General features: G+C 60.1%; 16 protein-coding genes. 10 read left to right on the forward strand and 6 right to left on the reverse strand.

The features are described from left to right. Positions 1–124: 124 nt before the first annotated feature. Entirely contained in the window at positions 125–421 is a 297-nt protein-coding gene (locus tag PRZ01_RS14095) for a peptidogalycan biosysnthesis protein (protein WP_273597437.1), read from the reverse strand. 11 nt (positions 422–432) lie between these two features. On the opposite strand from PRZ01_RS14095, the gene PRZ01_RS14100 reads away from it, so the two are divergent. Together PRZ01_RS14100 and PRZ01_RS14105 are read left to right on the forward strand one after the other, a co-directional pair. Continuing rightward, positions 433–2,121, forward strand: a complete 1,689-nt coding sequence (locus PRZ01_RS14100) for an NAD+ synthase (RefSeq protein ID WP_273597438.1) — start codon at positions 433–435, stop codon at positions 2,119–2,121. A gap of 68 nt (positions 2,122–2,189) precedes the next feature. Continuing rightward, on the forward strand, positions 2,190–2,528 hold the full coding sequence (locus PRZ01_RS14105) for a P-II family nitrogen regulator (protein ID WP_273597439.1): 339 nt from the start codon (positions 2,190–2,192) through the stop codon (positions 2,526–2,528). A 52-nt stretch (positions 2,529–2,580) separates the two neighbouring features. Here PRZ01_RS14105 and PRZ01_RS14110 read toward each other — a convergent pair whose 3' ends face one another. The 4 genes from PRZ01_RS14110 to PRZ01_RS14125 are packed head-to-tail and all read right to left on the reverse strand — an operon-like array spanning position 2,581 to position 5,075. Then, positions 2,581–3,108: an RDD family protein gene (locus tag PRZ01_RS14110; protein ID WP_273597440.1), complete on the reverse strand. Its 528-nt coding sequence runs from the start codon at positions 3,106–3,108 to the stop codon at positions 2,581–2,583. Next, complete coding sequence (locus tag PRZ01_RS14115; RefSeq protein WP_273597441.1) at positions 3,105–4,046, reverse strand: DUF3106 domain-containing protein; 942 nt, start codon at positions 4,044–4,046, stop codon at positions 3,105–3,107. Before PRZ01_RS14115 ends, PRZ01_RS14110 begins: the two co-directional genes overlap by 4 nt. A 10-nt stretch (positions 4,047–4,056) precedes the next feature. Then, positions 4,057–4,512, reverse strand: a complete 456-nt coding sequence (locus PRZ01_RS14120; RefSeq protein ID WP_273597442.1) for a DUF3619 family protein — start codon at positions 4,510–4,512, stop codon at positions 4,057–4,059. After that, a complete protein-coding gene (locus tag PRZ01_RS14125) occupies positions 4,509–5,075 on the reverse strand; it encodes an RNA polymerase sigma factor (RefSeq protein ID WP_273597443.1) in 567 nt (188 codons plus the stop codon). Before PRZ01_RS14125 ends, PRZ01_RS14120 begins: the two co-directional genes overlap by 4 nt. A gap of 255 nt (positions 5,076–5,330) precedes the next feature. Between PRZ01_RS14125 and PRZ01_RS14130 the strand changes: the two genes are divergently transcribed. The 7 genes from PRZ01_RS14130 (at position 5,331) to pbpG (ending at position 14,574) form a co-directional block, all read left to right on the forward strand. Beyond that, complete coding sequence (locus tag PRZ01_RS14130; protein ID WP_273597444.1) at positions 5,331–7,124, forward strand: acetolactate synthase 3 catalytic subunit; 1,794 nt, start codon at positions 5,331–5,333, stop codon at positions 7,122–7,124. Positions 7,125–7,289: 165 nt separating this feature from the next. Then, positions 7,290–7,781: an acetolactate synthase small subunit gene (gene ilvN / locus PRZ01_RS14135; RefSeq protein ID WP_273597445.1), complete on the forward strand. Its 492-nt coding sequence runs from the start codon at positions 7,290–7,292 to the stop codon at positions 7,779–7,781. 57 nt (positions 7,782–7,838) lie between these two features. Further along, positions 7,839–8,855, forward strand: coding sequence for a ketol-acid reductoisomerase (gene ilvC, locus PRZ01_RS14140; protein ID WP_273597446.1), 1,017 nt, complete (start codon positions 7,839–7,841; stop codon positions 8,853–8,855). Between the two features lie 97 nt (positions 8,856–8,952). Continuing rightward, positions 8,953–9,792: a CDP-diacylglycerol--serine O-phosphatidyltransferase gene (gene pssA / locus PRZ01_RS14145; RefSeq protein WP_273597447.1), complete on the forward strand. Its 840-nt coding sequence runs from the start codon at positions 8,953–8,955 to the stop codon at positions 9,790–9,792. A 203-nt stretch (positions 9,793–9,995) separates the two neighbouring features. Then, the gene (leuA, locus tag PRZ01_RS14150) at positions 9,996–11,717 is read left to right on the forward strand and encodes a 2-isopropylmalate synthase (protein ID WP_273597448.1); all 1,722 of its coding nucleotides are present in this window, start codon (positions 9,996–9,998) and stop codon (positions 11,715–11,717) included. A 43-nt stretch (positions 11,718–11,760) separates the two neighbouring features. Beyond that, complete coding sequence (locus tag PRZ01_RS14155) at positions 11,761–13,302, forward strand: 2-isopropylmalate synthase (RefSeq protein ID WP_273597449.1); 1,542 nt, start codon at positions 11,761–11,763, stop codon at positions 13,300–13,302. Between the two features lie 162 nt (positions 13,303–13,464). Beyond that, positions 13,465–14,574 (forward strand): D-alanyl-D-alanine endopeptidase, encoded by a 1,110-nt coding sequence (gene pbpG, locus PRZ01_RS14160; RefSeq protein WP_276598319.1) that lies wholly within the window; start codon positions 13,465–13,467, stop codon positions 14,572–14,574. Positions 14,575–14,661: 87 nt separating this feature from the next. Here pbpG and PRZ01_RS14165 read toward each other — a convergent pair whose 3' ends face one another. After that, positions 14,662–15,432: an IclR family transcriptional regulator gene (locus tag PRZ01_RS14165; protein WP_273597450.1), complete on the reverse strand. Its 771-nt coding sequence runs from the start codon at positions 15,430–15,432 to the stop codon at positions 14,662–14,664. Between the two features lie 147 nt (positions 15,433–15,579). Here PRZ01_RS14165 and PRZ01_RS14170 point away from each other — a divergent pair, with 147 nt between their 5' ends. Beyond that, positions 15,580–16,674, forward strand: coding sequence for a TIGR03790 family protein (locus tag PRZ01_RS14170; protein WP_273597451.1), 1,095 nt, complete (start codon positions 15,580–15,582; stop codon positions 16,672–16,674). The last annotated feature ends 13 nt before the right edge of the window (positions 16,675–16,687 follow it).

Raw genomic sequence — 16,687 nt, forward strand, 5'->3', positions numbered from 1 at the left:
CAGTCAGGCGGATAGATGGTGTGACTGAGTGTGTCAAATCCTCTACGCTCGGCGCGGCAGACCGCCGCGTCCCGCCCCCCCCTCCGCACCACCCCCATGGATAGCCGAATGCCGTTCGTCTCAGTCAGTCGGCCAGTTGTTGGTTGCGACACAGCGCGACATATTCACCGTAGGAGTGGCTCTTTAAATAGGCGGGGCAGGCAGCGACCAAGGTGTCATCCAACCAGACGCTCAAGAATTGAGGCTGCCAACCCGTGGCTGCCGTGGCGCTGAGGCTGTTTGTCAGGGCTTGCAGGTAGTCCAGGCGCATAAAGGGCGTGGGCTGCGACTGGATTGAAAGCAATTCGTTCCAGGCGGGAACAGGGAGTTCAGAGGGGTCGCCGTGGACCCGAATGACATAATCAGGCAGCCTCGTTTTCAATCCAAATCCTCATGTCCGTCAAAGTCGCGCTGGCGCAAATCAATGTCACTGTCGGTGATGTCCAAGGCAACGCTCAAAAGATGGTGGCCTGGGGGCGGCGCGCGCATGCAGCGGGCGCCCGATTGTTGCTCACTCCGGAGTTGAGCCTGTGCGGTTACCCCCCGGAAGACCTCTTGTTGCGGCCGGCCTTTATCGAGGCCTGTGACGAGGCGCTGGCCTGGATTGCGCATGAGTTGCGCGATTGTGTCGGCCTGCGCGTGGTGGTGGGCCACCCCTACCAAGCCGCCGATGCCGTGCCCCTGAAGACGCGCAGCATGGCGGTACCGGCGCGCTTCAACGCTGCATCGGTGTTGGGCGATGGGCAAGTTTTGCAGACCTATTGCAAGCGGGAGTTGCCGAATTACCAGGTGTTTGACGAACGCCGTTACTTTGTTTCAGGTCGCGATGCGGGCGCGGGCCCGGTGGTGTTCGAGGTGGACGGGTTGCGCTTTGGCCTGAATATCTGCGAAGACGCGTGGTTTGATGAACCCGCGCGTGCCGCCAAGGCGGCTGGTGCGCAGGTGCTGTGCGTGCTGAATGCGTCCCCCTTCCATGTGGGCAAGATTGAAGAGCGTGAGCGGCACATGGCCCGGCGGGTGGCCGATGTGGGCCTACCCTTGTTGTACGCCCATTTGGTGGGCGGGCAAGACGAGGTGGTGTTCGACGGGGCCTCCTTTGCCCTCGATGCGCAGGGGCAGCTCGCCGCACGCGGGCCGCTCTTTGAAGAAACGCTGATGATCGTGGACGTTGACACCCAAGGCGCCGTGCAGGGCGAGGTGCAGCCCCTGCCAGCGCTTGAAGCGCAGGTGTGGTCGGCGCTGGTCGTGGGCGTGCGGGACTACATGGGCAAGAACGGATTCCCGGGCGCGCTCATTGGTTTGTCCGGTGGCATCGACTCGGCTTTGGTCTTGGCCATTGCGGTGGATGCGCTGGGCGCGGACCGAGTGCGGACGGTGATGATGCCTTCGCCCTACACCGCCGATATTTCCTGGATTGACGCCCGCGACATGGCCGAGCGGCTGGGCGTGCGTTACGACGAAAAATCCATTGTGCCGATGTTCGAGGCCTTCAACGCCAGTTTGGCAGATGAGTTCGTCGGCCTGCCTTTGGATGCCACTGAAGAAAACATTCAGGCCCGTATCCGCGGCACCCTGCTGATGGCGTTGTCCAATAAATTCGGCTCCATCGTGCTGACCACCGGTAACAAGAGTGAGATGGCAACCGGCTATTGCACGCTGTATGGCGATATGGCGGGCGGGTTTGCGGTGATCAAGGATGTGGCCAAGACCTTGGTCTTCAGGCTCGCCGAATGGAAGAACCGGCAGCCGACCCGCCGCGCCGATGGCACGATTGGCCCGGTCATCCCTGAGCGCATCATCACGCGCCCGCCTTCGGCGGAGTTGCGCCCCGATCAGAAAGACCAGGACAGCTTGCCGCCCTATGAGGTGCTGGATGCGATTTTGGCCCGCTACATGGAAGAAGATCAATCCATCGCCGAGATCATCGCGGCGGGCTTTGCGCCGGCCGATGTTGAACGCGTGACTCGGCTGATCAAGATCAACGAGTACAAGCGCAGGCAATCACCGGTGGGGATACGCATCACCCACCGCGCATTCGGGCGCGATTGGCGTTATCCGATCACCTCGAAATTCCGTGCTTAAATCGCCTGACTTACCGACCCGAACGTGCATTTCGGTCGATCATCAAGCCTTACCTCTGGAGCATTGCCATGAAGCAAATCACCGCCATCATCAAACCGTTTAAGCTCGACGAGGTGCGCGAGTCCTTGGCAGAGGTGGGTGCATCGGGTTTGACAGTGACTGAAGTCAAAGGTTTTGGCCGCCAGAAAGGCCATACCGAGTTGTACCGCGGTGCCGAATATGTGGTCGACTTCCTGCCCAAAGTGAAGGTTGAAGTCGTGGTCAAGGACGACGATGTTGAGCGCTGCATCGACGCCATTCTCAAGGCCGCCAAGACCGGCAAGATCGGCGATGGAAAAATCTTCGTCTCCCCGGTGGAGCAGGTGGTGCGCATCCGCACAGGTGAAACCAACGAAGAGGCGGTTTAAGAACCCAGCCACCCATCGCAAGGATGGGTGGGCTATAACCTCAGAGTCAGCCTCAGGTTTTGACCGGCCACTGCGTGATCAGTTCTGTGCTGCACAGCACGTCATGCAGAAACTGTTGCCGGGGCAGAAACAAGGCCAGTAAAGCGTAGGCCGCTACGCCGGAAATTAAGGCGCCAAAGATGGTCGTTGTACTGTGCAGCCCCAGCGCCCAGGCGCAGGCCAGGGCGGGCATGAACCACAGCCAACTCAATACATAGCGGGCGAGGGCGCGTATCTGCGTGAGCGGGCGGCCCTGGCGGTCCAGCACACGGATGTGCCAGGCTTTCATGGCGACCGTTTGGCCGCCATGGGTCCAGAACCAGATGAAGTAGATCCCCAGGACCACAAAAATAAAGGCCTGTAGGCCATGCTGCCCCTGCATGGCATGGCGCTGCTGCGTTATGGCCGAAAAGAAGTAGCCTGACACAAAGACCACGCCGAACAAGAGCACGCCCTCATACATGAATGCCGCCAAGCGACGCCAAAGGCTGGGTCTGGCGTTGTCTTGTGTTGGGTGTTGAAGGGCTGGGCTGCGGGTCATGGCTTCACGGCGCTGGCTGGGCTGGCCCCGGCTTCAGGTTTTACCGATGCCATGGCTGGTGCCACGGGTGCATTGGGCGCAATGGGCGTTGCGGGTAGGGTGACATGCTTTGGCAGCAAAGTCTTGCTATCAACCAGGCTGGGGTCGGCCAGCACTTTGGTCTGACCGGCTTGCAGGTGTGCAGGCTGGCCGGAGACTTGATTGATCAGTACCGTGCTGGCGCCTGCTTTGGCGCGCAGCACCGAGGGGGCCACCGACCGGATGGGCGCGTTGATGCTGGCGACGGGAACCCGGTTGGACTTGAGTTGGCTGTCGCCGGGGTGGCCTGCCGGAGCCGTAGCACTTGCTTCGGGTTGGGCCTTTTGCTTGGCGGCCGCTTTTTCGGTCAGGGCTTGGCGTTGCTCGGGCGTCAGAGCTTGGTAGGCTTCCCATTTGGCCTTGCGGTCATCCGGTTTGATTTGTTGTGCCACTTGAAAGCCGACTCGCGCCCGCTGGCGCTCTGCCGGGCTCATGCGCGCCCAGTCGTGCATGCGCTCCTGCAGCCGGGCCTGCTCCTGTGCCGGAAGGTCCGGGTAACGGGCGGCAATTTGCAGCCATTTGTTTTTGCGGAACTCGTCCAGGCCGTTCCAGTCCTTTTCCAGGGGCTTTAGCGCTGTTTGTTGTGCACGGTTCAGGCTTTGCCAAAGTGGGGTGGAAAGCAAGGTCGGTGGTGCAGCGCGTGGGCTGCCCCCAGTCTTCGCCGCTGGCGCTGCAGCACTGGCCGTCGTCGTGGGGGTCAGGCTCGGGGTCGCGAGTACTTGACCCGCTGTAGGTGTTGTGCGCGTCAGATCGGCTGCGCCGGCATCCACCATCGGGGCAGATGGTGGGGTCTGGGCTTGGCAAAAGGGCGGGGTGACGAGCAGGGCCAGCAGCGTAGGTGCAACGGAAAAAACTTTCATGCAAGACCCATCATTGTTGCGGCTCGCTCAAAAATTCCGAGAAGCCGGGGTCGCTATAGGCGGCGGGCGGCAGATGGTCTGCCAGCAAGGCAGTATCGACTTCGGCGGATGCTGTGATCTGTTGATACCACTGGCTGTGCTGAATCAAGGCGAGGCCCAGCACCAAAATCAATAGTGGCAGAACGGAGGCGAGCTTGAGCCAGCGGCGCGAACCACCAAAACCTCCGCCCAACGCCAAGCTGGTGCCCATTTGCACCGCTTGTGTGCTTGGGGTGAGTTGGGTCTGGGCTTGGGCATTGCGTGCCGCGCGGGCTTTCAGCAAGGCTTGGTCACGGGCGACACGCAGGCGCTCGGAAATATCGTGGGGCAGGGTTTCACTGGACTCAGCCAAGCCGCCCACCACCGCCAGATTGAAACGGGTGACCCGGGCGTCGAGTGCCTGCGAAAAATGGCCTGTTGTGCTCATAGTGTGATCCCCCGTGCCTTCAGCGATTTTGCCAATGAATGGGTTGCCCGCGAGCAGTGTGTTTTGACGCTGCCTTCAGAGCACCCCATGATTTCGGCCGTCTCAGCGACGTCCAACTCCTCCCAGTAACGCAGCAGGAAGGCTTGGCGTTGACGTTCGGGCAATTCGGCCACTTCAGTTTCAATCGCTTGCAAGATTTGGGCCCGGGAAACCTCGTCCGCCGCACTCAATGTGCCCAGGCTGCCTTCTTGCCCTTCCAGCATCTGCATCAGGTCGAAGTCGTCGTCGGGATCGTTCGATTCGAAGTCCGACATGTTCTGCATGATGGCCGTGCGCACCTTCTTGCGCCGGAACCAGTCCATCGTGGCATTGGAGAGGATGCGCTGGAAAAGCAGGGGCAATTCCGCCGCAGGGCGATCGAAGTACTTCTCTGCCAGCTTGATCATCGCGTCTTGCACGATGTCGAGGGCGCCGTCGTCGTCACGAACCAGATAAGCGGTACGTTTGAAGGCGCGCCGATCGACGCTTTTCAGGAAATCGTTGAGTTCTTTGTCGGTGGCCAAGGAGAGGACGGGCGAACCCGATGCTGGCAAAAAGAGCCTGCAGTATCGCATTTCGCGCGAATCCGCTGGCTACTTCGGAGTATTGGCGCACATTTGATGCATAATGTTGGTTCCCACAATGAATTTTCTGGTCTCAAGCTGGTCGCCCAACCGGGGCGCCATGTTTTTTGATTGCGCAGGTTCCGAGTCCACCTCATAAGGGTGCGAGTAGGGGCACCGATGGTTTTTCGTTAGAGAAATTCACAAAGGTTTTATATGGATTTGCAAAGCGCGGAAGTCAAACGTGCCCCCGCGGCACATTCGCACAATACCCCCCCCAATTTTTCGACCTCTGCTGAGCTGAACGGCTCGGATGTGCTGGTTCGTTGTCTGCAGTCCGAGGGTGTCAAATACCTTTGGGGCTATCCAGGTGGCGCAGTCTTGTACATCTACGACGCCTTGTTCAAGCAGGAGACGATCCAGCACGTTCTGGTGCGTCACGAGCAAGCTGCTGTGCATGCGGCGGATGGCTATGCCCGCGCCACTGGCGATGTGGGTGTGGCCCTGGTCACCTCGGGTCCGGGTGTCACCAATGCCATCACCGGCATCGCGACGGCCTATATGGACTCGATCCCCATGGTGATCGTGACGGGTCAGGTGCCAACGCCAGCCATCGGCCTGGATGCCTTCCAGGAATGCGACACCGTGGGCATCACCCGCCCCATCGTCAAGCACAACTTCCTGGTGAAGGATGTGCGCGATCTGGCGATGACCATGAAAAAGGCATTCCACATCGCCCGTACTGGCCGTCCTGGCCCTGTGGTGGTGGACATCCCCAAAGACATTTCGATGGCGAAGTTGCCCAACTTCAGCTATCCACAACACGTGGAGATGCGCTCGTACAACCCGGTGCGCAAGGGCCATTCCGGCCAGATCCGCAAGGCGGTGCAGTTGCTGTTGCAAGCCAAGCGCCCTTATATCTATTCGGGTGGCGGTGTCATTCTGGGTGAAGCTTGCGCCGAGTTGCGTGAACTGGCGCACCTGCTGGGCTATCCCATCACCAACACCTTGATGGGCCTGGGTGCCATGCCGGCCAGCGACCCGAAGTTCCTGGGTATGTTGGGCATGCACGGCACGTACGAAGCCAATATGACCATGCAGAACTGCGATGTTCTGCTGGCCGTGGGCGCGCGTTTCGACGACCGCGTGATTGGCAATCCGGCGCACTTCGCGTCCGTGGAGCGCAAGATCATTCACGTGGACATCGACCCGTCGTCCATCTCCAAGCGTGTGCGCGTGGACATCCCCATCGTGGGCGATGTCAAAGACGTGCTGCAAGAGTTGATCTTCCAGATCAAGGAAGCGCAAGCCAAGCCTGACAGCAACAGCATCAACGCCTGGTGGAGCCAGATCAATGAATGGCGCCGTAAGGACTGCCTGGCCATCAAGCCTTCCACCGAAGTGATCAAGCCGCAGATGGTGGTTGACACCCTGTGGAACCTCACCAAGGACCGTGATACTTACATCACCTCCGATGTGGGTCAGCACCAGATGTGGGCCGCGCAGTATTACCGCTTCGAGGAGCCGCGCCGCTGGATCAACTCCGGCGGTTTGGGCACCATGGGCGTGGGCCTGCCTTATGCCATGGGCATCAAGCTGGCCAAGCCGGAGTCCGATGTGTTCTGCGTGACGGGCGAAGGCTCGATCCAGATGTGCATCCAGGAGTTGTCCACCTGCCAGCAGTACAAGACGCCGGTGAAGATCGTCGCCTTGAACAACCGCTATCTCGGCATGGTACGTCAGTGGCAAGAGCTGGACTATGGCGGCCGTTACTCCCATAGCTATATGGAAGCTTTGCCCGACTTCGTCAAACTGGCCGAGGCCTATGGCCATGTCGGTTTGCTGGTGACGCGTCCCGAGGATGTAGAAGGGGCGCTGAAAGAGGCGATCCGCCTGAAAGATCGCACGGTGTTTTTGGACATCCGCACCGATCCTACCGAGAACGTCTGGCCCATGGTCCAGGCGGGCAAGGGCATTTCAGAGATGCGGCTGGGCTCCGAGGACCTCTGACGCTGGGCAGTCAGGCGGAGGTCGCAGCGTTACCGCGCGCGGCCGACGGCTTGATCAAGCAGCGGCAGAGCCTGGATCAACCCCTTCATCATTTTTCAATCGAAGAGCGTGGCCAAGCGCCGTCAGTTACCGCTGGCGGCTTGAAGAGCGCGCAGGACGAACACCATGAAACACATCATTGCATTGTTGATCGAGAACGAGCCGGGCGCGCTGTCGCGTGTGGTGGCCTTGTTCTCGGCTCGGGGCTACAACATTGAGAGCCTGACGGTGGCGCCGACTGAAGACGCCTCGCTCTCACGCATGACCATTGTCACCACCGGTTCCGACGAAGTGATTGAACAGATCACCAAGCACCTGAACCGCCTGATCGAAGTGGTCAAGGTGGTGGACCTCACCGAAGGCAACTTCACCGAGCGCGAGCTCATGTTGATCAAGGTGCGTGCTGTGGGTAAGGAGCGCGAAGAAATGAAGCGCACCGCCGACATCTTCCGCGGCCGCATCATCGACGTGACGGAAAAGACCTACACCATCGAGCTGACGGGCGACTCTTCCAAGCTCGACGCTTTCATCGATTCCATCGACCGAGCCTCGATTCTGGAGACCGTGCGTACGGGTTCCAGCGGCATCGGCCGTGGCGAGCGCATCTTGCGCCTCTGAACTTCTTTCCTACCCAATAACCTCAACGGTTTCACCGATTTACCCCTGGAGCATGACATGAACGTTTATTACGACAAGGACGCTGACCTGAGCCTGATCAAGGGCAAGAATGTCACCATCATCGGCTACGGCTCACAAGGCCATGCCCACGCACAGAACCTGAATGACAGCGGCGTCAAGGTCACCGTCGGTCTGCGCCGCAGCGGTGCTTCCTGGGCCAAGGCCGAGAACGCCGGCCTGAAGGTCGCTGAGATCGCCGATGCGGTCAAGGCTGCTGACGTGGTCATGATCTTGTTGCCCGACGAGCAAATCGCCGAGGTCTACAAGAACGAAGTCGAGCCCAATATCAAGCAAGGCGCCTCGCTGGCCTTTGCCCACGGTTTCAATGTGCATTACGGCCAAGTCACGCCCCGCGCTGACCTGGACGTCTGGATGGTGGCACCCAAGGCCCCCGGCCACACCGTGCGCGGCACTTACACGCAAGGTGGCGGTGTGCCGCACCTGATCGCCGTCTACGCCGACAAGACCGGCAAGGCGCGTGATCTGGCCTTGAGCTACGCCTCGGCCAACGGTGGCGGCAAGGCTGGCATCATCGAGACCAACTTCCGTGAAGAAACCGAAACCGACCTGTTCGGCGAGCAAGCCGTGCTGTGCGGCGGTGCCGTTGAGCTGATCAAGGCGGGTTTCGAAACGCTGACCGAAGCCGGTTATGCGCCCGAAATGGCCTACTTCGAGTGCCTGCACGAGTTGAAGCTGATCGTCGACCTGATCTATGAAGGCGGCATCGCCAACATGAACTACTCGATCTCCAACAACGCCGAGTATGGTGAGTACGTGACCGGCCCGCGCGTCGTGACCGAAGACACCAAGAATGCCATGCGTCAGTGCCTGAAGGACATCCAGACCGGCGAGTACGCCAAGAGCTTCATCCTGGAAAACAAGGCCGGCGCTCCCACGCTGCTGAGCCGCCGCCGCCTGACCGCTGAGCATCCCATCGAGCAAGTCGGTGAGAAGCTGCGCGCCATGATGCCTTGGATCCGCAAGAACCGCCTGGTGGACCAGTCCAAGAACTAATGCTTGAACTGATCGGTCTTTGATCGATCCCGAAAGCCGCGTGAGCCGCAAGGCCGCGCGGCTTTTTCAATGGTTTCGTGCTGTATCCTTGCGCCCCATGACTGACCCCAAGAACCCTCTCGTCGAATCAGACGACGACATTGAATTTCGCGAGCCGGTGCGCCCGCGCCGCAAGGGCATCTACATCCTGCCCAATCTGTTCACGCTGGCTGCCTTGTTCAGTGGCTTCTATGCCATCGTCATGGCCATGAATGGCCGCTTCGAGCAATCGGCCTACGGTATTTTCAGCGCCATGGTGCTGGACAGCCTGGACGGCCGCGTGGCACGCATGACGCACACGCAAAGCACCTTTGGCGAGCAGATGGACAGCTTGTCTGACATGGTGTCTTTCGGCGCCGCGCCGGCCTTGATCATGTACATCTGGGGCCTGCAGGGCCTGGGCAAGTGGGGCTGGTTTGCCTCCTTTGTCTATTGCGCTGCGGCGGCCTTGCGCCTGGCTCGCTTCAACACCAATCTTGCGGTGGTTGACAAGCGTTTCTTCCAGGGCGTACCCAGTCCAGCGGCAGCGGCCATTCTTGCCGGTTTGGTGTGGGTGATGGACGACGCAGGCTACAAAGACGTGTACACCCATTTGAATCAGGCTTGGTTGGCCTTTGGCGTCACGCTGTACGCCGGTTTAACCATGGTGACCAATGTGCCGTTCTACAGCTTCAAGGATGTAAGCTTCAAACGTTCGGTGCCTTTCATCGTGATTGTGGCAATCGCCTTGCTGATTGCGGTGATCAATATCGACCCGCCGCGGGTGCTGTTCTTCCTCTTCTGTGTCTATGGTTTGTCGGGTTATGCCGTGTACATCTACAAGAAGGTCAAGGGCCGGCCGGTCAGCGTGATTGCGACTTCCACCGACGAGCCTGACGAGAAGGGTTTGCACCATTGAAGAGGGTGCCAACTCTCATGCTATATTCGAGACTATGAATGCTTTGAACGTGCTCGGTCTACTACTAGGAACCCAACGGGTTCACTGATCGCGCACGTCCATCCAACGTTTGATCTTGTCGGCCCGTATGCAACCTGCAGCGGGCCTTTTTTGTTTTTTCAGCGTCTGTGGGTTGCAAATTTAAATCACCTGGAACCCTCACCATGTTGAAGCAAGCACAGACCAAGTACCGCGCCTTTGCACCCGTCGCCTTGTCCCAGCGGACCTGGCCCGACGCCCAACTGACCCAGGCACCGCAATGGCTTAGCACCGATTTGCGCGACGGCAATCAGGCCTTGATTGAGCCGATGGACCCGCAGCGTAAGCTGCGCATGTTCCAGATGCTGGTCAAGATTGGATTCAAAGAGATCGAGGTTGGATTCCCGTCGGCCTCGCAGGCGGATTTTGACTTCGTGCGCCTGCTTATCGAGCAAGATTTGATTCCGGCGGATGTGAGCATCCAGGTGTTGACGCAGGCACGTCAGCCTTTGATTGAGCGCACTTTTGAGTCCCTGCGCGGTGCCCGCCGTGTCATCGTCCACCTTTACAACGCGGTTGCGCCCGTGATGCGCCGCGTGGTGCTGGGCTTGGACGAAGACCAGATCGTTGATTTGGCGGTCCGTCACACGCGCATGGTGAAGGAATTGGCCGCGGCGCAAACCGGCACCGAATTCGTCTTTCAATATTCGCCCGAGATGTTCTCCGGCACCGAGTTGGTCTTCTCCAAGCGCGTGGTTGACGCCGTGACTGAAGCCTGGGGCGCGACACCTGAGCGCAAGTGCATCATCAACCTGCCTGCCACTGTGGAGCATTCAACGCCGAATATCTTCGCCGACATGATCGAGTGGATGCATCGGTATCTTGCGCGTCGTGATGCGATTGTTCTGTCGGTGCATCCCCACAATGACCGTGGCACGGGCACGGCAGCGGGCGAGTTCGCCCTGATGGCTGGCGCGGATCGCATCGAAGGCTGCTTGTTTGGCAATGGCGAGCGCACCGGCAATGTTGACTTGGTCAACATCGCCTTGAATCTGTACACGCAAGGGGTTCATCCGCAGCTGGATTTTTCAGACATCGACGAGGTGCGCCGCTGCGTCGAGCATTGCAACCAACTCAGCGTGCACCCGCGCCATCCGTATGTGGGTGATCTGGTCTACACATCCTTCTCGGGCTCCCACCAGGATGCGATCAAAAAGGCTTTTGCCGCCCGCAAGGAGGGCGAGATTTGGGATATGCCCTATCTGCCCATTGACCCCAAGGACCTGGGGCGCAGCTATGACGCGGTGATTCGCGTCAACAGCCAGTCAGGCAAGGGGGGGATTTCTTATCTGCTGGAGGCCGAATATGGCATCGAACTGCCGCGCCGTTTGCAGATCGAATTCAGCCAGGTGGTGCAGGCGGTCATGGACGATGCCGGCAAAGAGCTGTCAGCCGCCGATCTGTGGGGTATTTTTGAGAACGAATACGGGCTTGCCGAAGCGCAAGCCGGCGCGCCCGTTCAGGCAGCCGTGTCGGAACACAGCGGCGGCCAAGTCGCCGTGCATGCGTTGGTGCAGATCGGCGGGGCTCGCTTGGACGTTCGCGGCCAGGGCATCGGCCCGATCGATGCTTTTGTCGATGGCCTGAGCCGCCATTTGTCCGACGACCTGCGGGTACTTGATTACCACGAGCACGCCATTGGCAGCGGCGCGAATGCCCGCGCTGCGGCCTATCTGGAGTTGCGCGTTGGCGAAACCCAGACCTTGTTCGGCGTGGGCCTGGATGCGAACATCGTGTCCGCCTCGCTCAAGGCCATTGTCTCTGGCCTGAATCGTGCCACCCGGCAGGGGCGCCTGACGCTGCGGGCGAAACCGGTAGAGTCCGCGGCGCCGGTGGCAGCGGTCTGAAGACTGAAACCCGATCCTTGAAAAGATAAAGAGAGAGTCCCTCATGAGCCAGCAACTGATCATTTTTGACACCACCTTGCGCGACGGCGAGCAAAGCCCCGGCGCCTCTATGACCAAGGATGAAAAACTGCGCATTGCCCGCCAACTTGAGCGGCTGCGCGTTGATGTGATCGAGGCAGGTTTTGCGGCATCCAGCAATGGCGATTTCGAGGCCGTCAAGGCGATTGCTGATGCCGTGCGCGAGAGCACCATTTGCTCCCTGGCGCGTGCCAACGACCGCGACATCTCCCGCGCGGCCGAGGCCTTGAAAGGCGCTGCCCGCTCGCGCATCCACACCTTCATCGCCACCAGTGAACTCCATATGGAGAAAAAGCTGCGCATGACCCGCGAGCAGGTGCTGGAGCAAGCCATTCAGGCTGTGCGATTCGCCCGCAACCTGACTGACGATGTTGAGTTCTCGCCCGAAGACGGCTACCGCTCGGACCCGGAGTTCTTGGCGCAAGTGGTTGAGGCCGTCATCAAGGCTGGCGCGCGCACCATCAACATCCCCGACACCGTGGGCTATGCCATCCCGGAGCTGTACGGCAACTTCATCAAAACCTTGCGCGAGCGGGTGCCCAACTCTGACCAAGCCATCTGGTCAGTGCACTGCCATAACGACTTGGGCATGGCGGTGGCGAACTCCCTGGCCGGCGTGCAGATTGGCGGCGCCCGCCAGATCGAATGCACCATCAACGGCCTGGGCGAGCGTGCCGGCAATTGCTCGCTCGAAGAAGTCGTGATGGCGGTCAAGACCCGCCGCGACTACTTTGGGCTGGATCTCAATATCGACGCCACCCAGATCGTGCCGGCCTCGCGCATGGTCTCTCAAACCACTGGTTTCGTGGTGCAGCCCAACAAGGCGGTGGTGGGTGCCAACGCCTTCGCCCACGCTTCAGGCATTCACCAAGACGGCGTACTCAAGGCGCGCGATACCTATGAAATCATGCGTGCCGAAGACGTGGGCTGGGCGGCCAACAAGATCGTGCTGGGCAAGCTGAGCGGGCGCAATGCCTTCAAGCAGCGTTTGCAAGAGTTGGGCATTTCGCTGGAGTCTGAGGCGGAAGTCAACGCCGCCTTTGTGCGCTTCAAAGACCTGGCTGACCGCAAGAACGAAATCTTTGACGAAGATATTCTGGCCCTGGTGATGGACGAATCGGTCACCACCGAGCATGAGCACTATCGCCTGGTGGCCTTGTCTCAGCGCTCGGAAACCGGGGAGCGCCCGCACGCGCAGGTGGTTTTTGCCGCCGGCGACGTGGAGCACCGCACCGAGAGCGAGGGCAACGGCCCCGTTGACGCTGTGTTGAAGGCGATCGAGTCCGCGGCTCAAAGTGGTGTCGAGATGCTGCTCTATTCGGTCAATGCCATCACCAGTGGCAGCACAGAATCACAAGGCGAAGTGACAGTTCGCTTGCAACTCGCCGGACGAGTGGTGAATGGCGTGGGTGCCGACCCCGATATCGTGGTCGCGTCAGCCAAAGCCTATCTGAGCGCGTTAAACAAGTTGCACAGCAAGATCGAACGCGTTGCCGCGCAAGGCTGAGTGGCCGCATCCCGCACCGAAAACCGGTGTTTTGGCTTGCAGACCGCCCGGACATGCGTGAGTATCAAGGCGAGGCTCAGCTTTAAGAGCCTGCTTTAAGTTTTTGATCTTGCGTGTGTTTTTCTGATCACTTAAACTGAGTGACAGTCGCCGGGGACCGAATTGAAGAACATTTACTCATTGTTACCGCGTATCGCCCTGTGTGCAGCCTTGGCTGCCGCAGGCTTCTCCGCGCATGCGCAAGGGACCGACACGGCCCCAAGCAAGACCGCTGCGGCCAAGTCCAGCGCGAAAAAGCCGAGCGAGGGGCGCAACGCCAGTGCCAGTACGACGGTGCGCAAAGCCAAGTCGAGCGCGCAGGGCACCGAGAAGTCGGCAGTCAAGGCTGTGCGCGGTGCACGCAATGGCCGCAAGCTTGCTGCCGCAGGGGCCGGCGCCACCATCGTGGCGGCCAAGCCCACGTATGGTCAGCTTTATGGCCTGCATTCGGTGGAAGACCCGCTGGCGCTGAAGTCCAGTGTCGCCTTGGTCTTGGATCAAGACACCAACGAAGTGCTGTTTTCCAAGAATTCCTCCGCGGTGCTGCCCATCGCTTCGATCACCAAGCTGATGACGGCCTTGGTGGTGGTGGATGCCGGCCAGTCGATGGATGAAAAATTGACCATCACCGACGAAGACATTGACTCTGAAAAGGGCACCCATTCGCGCTTGGTCGTCGGCACGACGCTGACCCGTGGTGAGATGATGCACCTGGCACTGATGGCGTCTGAGAATCGTGCGGCCAATGCCATGGGACGCCACTATCCCGGCGGTTTGAATGCGTTTGTGGCGGCCATGAACCAGAAGGCGCAGTCTCTGGGCATGAAGGACACGCACTACGTGGAGCCTACGGGCCTGAACAGCCACAACCAGTCCAGCGCCAAGGATTTGGCCGCGCTGGTGAAGGTGGCTCACGAGGTGCCGTTGCTTCGCGAGCTGTCCACCTCGCGTGAATATCAGGTGGCGCTGGGCCACCGGCAAGTTCAGTTCCACAGCACCAATGGGCTATTGAGCAACCCGGGCTGGGACATTGGTTTGCAGAAAACCGGTTTCATCAATGAGGCCGGCCGTTGCCTGGTGATGCAGGCGCGCATGGCGGGTCGCAAACTCATCATGGTGTTTTTGGACTCCACGGGCAAGTATTCGCGGATCGGTGATGCCGAGCGGGTGCGCAAGTGGATCACCAGCAACCAATTCGAGATCAATCACGCCAAGACCAAGGTTGGCGACTGATGTGTCGCTTGGGCTTGAAACAGAAAAACGCGCCTCGGCGCGTTTTTTACGGCCCGCTGGGGGCCTAGATTGCGTTGAGGCCGGCGCTCAGACGCCCCGGTAGCCCAATTCGGCAGAAATTTGGGCCGCAGTGTCTTTCAAACGGGCCAGCCAGGATTCTTCAAGACGGTCCGCCGGGGCGGAAATCGACAGGCCGGCAATCAACTTGGCCTGATCGTCATAGATGCCCGCCGCCATGCAGCGCACCCCCAGTTCCAGCTCTTCGTCGTCTCGCGCCACGCCGCGCTGGCGCACTAGCGCCATTTCACGCTCCAGGGCCTGGATGTCGGTGAGGCTGTTTCGCGTGTGTCCGGCCAAGCCTGTGCGGGCGGCATAACTGCGAACTCGTGCGGGGTCTTCGCTGGCCAGGAACAGTTTGCCCACCGATGTCAGATGCAGCGGCGCACGGCCACCCACAGCACGAACCACCTGCATGCCCGAGCGCTCGCTGTATGTGCGCTCGATGTAGACGATTTCGTCCCCCTGGCGAACCGACAGGTTCACAGGCTGATGGGTAAATTTGTGCAATTCGCGCATGGGCGCCAGGGCTGCATCACGCACATCCAGGCGGGCTTTGACCAGGTTTCCCAGTTCCAGCATGCGCATACCCAGTCGGTAGCTACCCGCCTCAGGCCGGTCAACCAACCGGCCCAGCGCCAGATCGTTGAGAATGCGGTGCGCAGTGGACGGGTGCAGGCCAGTGCTGGCACTGATTTCTTTCAACGAGACAGGATCTTGATGGCTGGCCAATACGTCCAGCAGCGCAAACATGCGCTCAAGCACCTGAATCGCAGGCGTTTTGACCTCTGTATTCTTCATGAGCAGATTGTGCGGGAGTTTTCCTTGTTTTGCATTGCGAAAAATAGATTCGCCCCTCGATATGGTTTCGTCCATGCAACAGCGTGTGGGCCGGTTGGACTTGCGGCCCATCGCCTGGCGCTGAGTTTCATCCTCCTGGCTGCGTTGATGATGGGCTTGCCCCTGTCGTTTGCCCGGGCACAGGAGCCGGTAGTGCCGGTGCCCGGTGCGGCAAGCGCTGCTCCGGTGTCCGCGTCGGCGCCCGCGCATGGCGGGGTGTTGCGCATCCAACGCCTGCAAGGGCGAATTACAGCGTCTGAACTGGGTCTGGTTGTCAATCTGGACGACCCCTATTCGGTCGCTGTAGGGGCTTACTACGCGCGCCAGCGTGGCATTCCTGACGCGCACATCGCCTATGTGCATCTGCCGGTACGCGCTAGCCTGTCGCCCAGCGAGTTTGAAGGCTTGCAGGCGCAGCTCAAGGCCAAGCTGGGTCTTGAAGTGCAAGCGCTGGCGCTGGCCTGGACCCAGCCCTATGCGGTGGCCTGCAATTCGATTACCGGGGCTTTGGCGCTTGGTTTTCAAGCGGAGTTGTGCAGCAACGGGTGCGCGGCCTCCAAGCCCTCGCCGTACCTGAGTTATGCCGGGGCCAAGCCCTTTACCGACCTGGGCTTGCGACCCTCCATGTTGCTGGCGGCACGCAGTGTACAAGCGGGGCGCGCCTTGATTGACCGGGGCATTGCGGCGGACCAAAGCTTGCCGGGTTTTGCGCCGGTCAATGCTTACTTTGTAGCAACTGCCGACGCGAATCGAAATGTGCGTGCAGCCTTGTTTCCGCCGCCCGGCAAGTTGCGGGCGCTGGGGGTCGATATGCGGCGCGAAAATCAGGCCACTTTGCCGCCCCTGCAGCGGGTGTTGATTTATCAAACCGGCTTGGCGAGTGTGCCCGGGCTTGATCAGGTGGATTGGATGCCGGGCGCTTTGGCAGACCATCTGACCTCGTTCGGCGGGCAATTGGAGCCCAAGCCAGAGGGCGGGCAGATGAGCGCGCTTGATTGGCTGGAGTCAGGTGCAACGGCGAGTTATGGCACGGTCAGCGAGCCGTGCAATCATCTGCAAAAATTTCCGCAACCGCAGCTGCTGTTGTTCAGCTATGTGCAGGGACTTTCGGCGTTAGAAGCTTATTGGCACAGCGTGGCTTGGCCTGGGCAGGGCGTGTTTGTGGGTGAACCGCTTGCAGCGCCGTTCGCGCCCCGATTTTGAGAACTTGACGACC

This window comes from Roseateles koreensis (assembly GCF_028595305.1).
GTDB lineage: Bacteria > Pseudomonadota > Gammaproteobacteria > Burkholderiales > Burkholderiaceae_C > Paucibacter_A > Paucibacter_A koreensis.

What these genes read in the sequence shown, in the direction of transcription:
- leuA (WP_273597448.1), top strand. Translation starts at nt 9,996, where the DNA reads ATGTTGAAGCAAGCACAGACCAAGTACCGCGCCTTTGCACCCGTCGCC.
- ilvC (WP_273597446.1), top strand. Translation starts at nt 7,839, where the DNA reads ATGAACGTTTATTACGACAAGGACGCTGACCTGAGCCTGATCAAGGGC.
- pssA (WP_273597447.1), top strand. Translation starts at nt 8,953, where the DNA reads ATGACTGACCCCAAGAACCCTCTCGTCGAATCAGACGACGACATTGAA.
- PRZ01_RS14100 (WP_273597438.1), top strand. Translation starts at nt 433, where the DNA reads ATGTCCGTCAAAGTCGCGCTGGCGCAAATCAATGTCACTGTCGGTGAT.
- PRZ01_RS14115 (WP_273597441.1), bottom strand. Translation starts at nt 4,046, where the DNA reads ATGAAAGTTTTTTCCGTTGCACCTACGCTGCTGGCCCTGCTCGTCACC.
- PRZ01_RS14110 (WP_273597440.1), bottom strand. Translation starts at nt 3,108, where the DNA reads ATGACCCGCAGCCCAGCCCTTCAACACCCAACACAAGACAACGCCAGA.
- PRZ01_RS14155 (WP_273597449.1), top strand. Translation starts at nt 11,761, where the DNA reads ATGAGCCAGCAACTGATCATTTTTGACACCACCTTGCGCGACGGCGAG.
- PRZ01_RS14165 (WP_273597450.1), bottom strand. Translation starts at nt 15,432, where the DNA reads ATGAAGAATACAGAGGTCAAAACGCCTGCGATTCAGGTGCTTGAGCGC.
- PRZ01_RS14130 (WP_273597444.1), top strand. Translation starts at nt 5,331, where the DNA reads ATGGATTTGCAAAGCGCGGAAGTCAAACGTGCCCCCGCGGCACATTCG.
- PRZ01_RS14170 (WP_273597451.1), top strand. Translation starts at nt 15,580, where the DNA reads ATGATGGGCTTGCCCCTGTCGTTTGCCCGGGCACAGGAGCCGGTAGTG.
- PRZ01_RS14105 (WP_273597439.1), top strand. Translation starts at nt 2,190, where the DNA reads ATGAAGCAAATCACCGCCATCATCAAACCGTTTAAGCTCGACGAGGTG.
- ilvN (WP_273597445.1), top strand. Translation starts at nt 7,290, where the DNA reads ATGAAACACATCATTGCATTGTTGATCGAGAACGAGCCGGGCGCGCTG.
- PRZ01_RS14120 (WP_273597442.1), bottom strand. Translation starts at nt 4,512, where the DNA reads ATGAGCACAACAGGCCATTTTTCGCAGGCACTCGACGCCCGGGTCACC.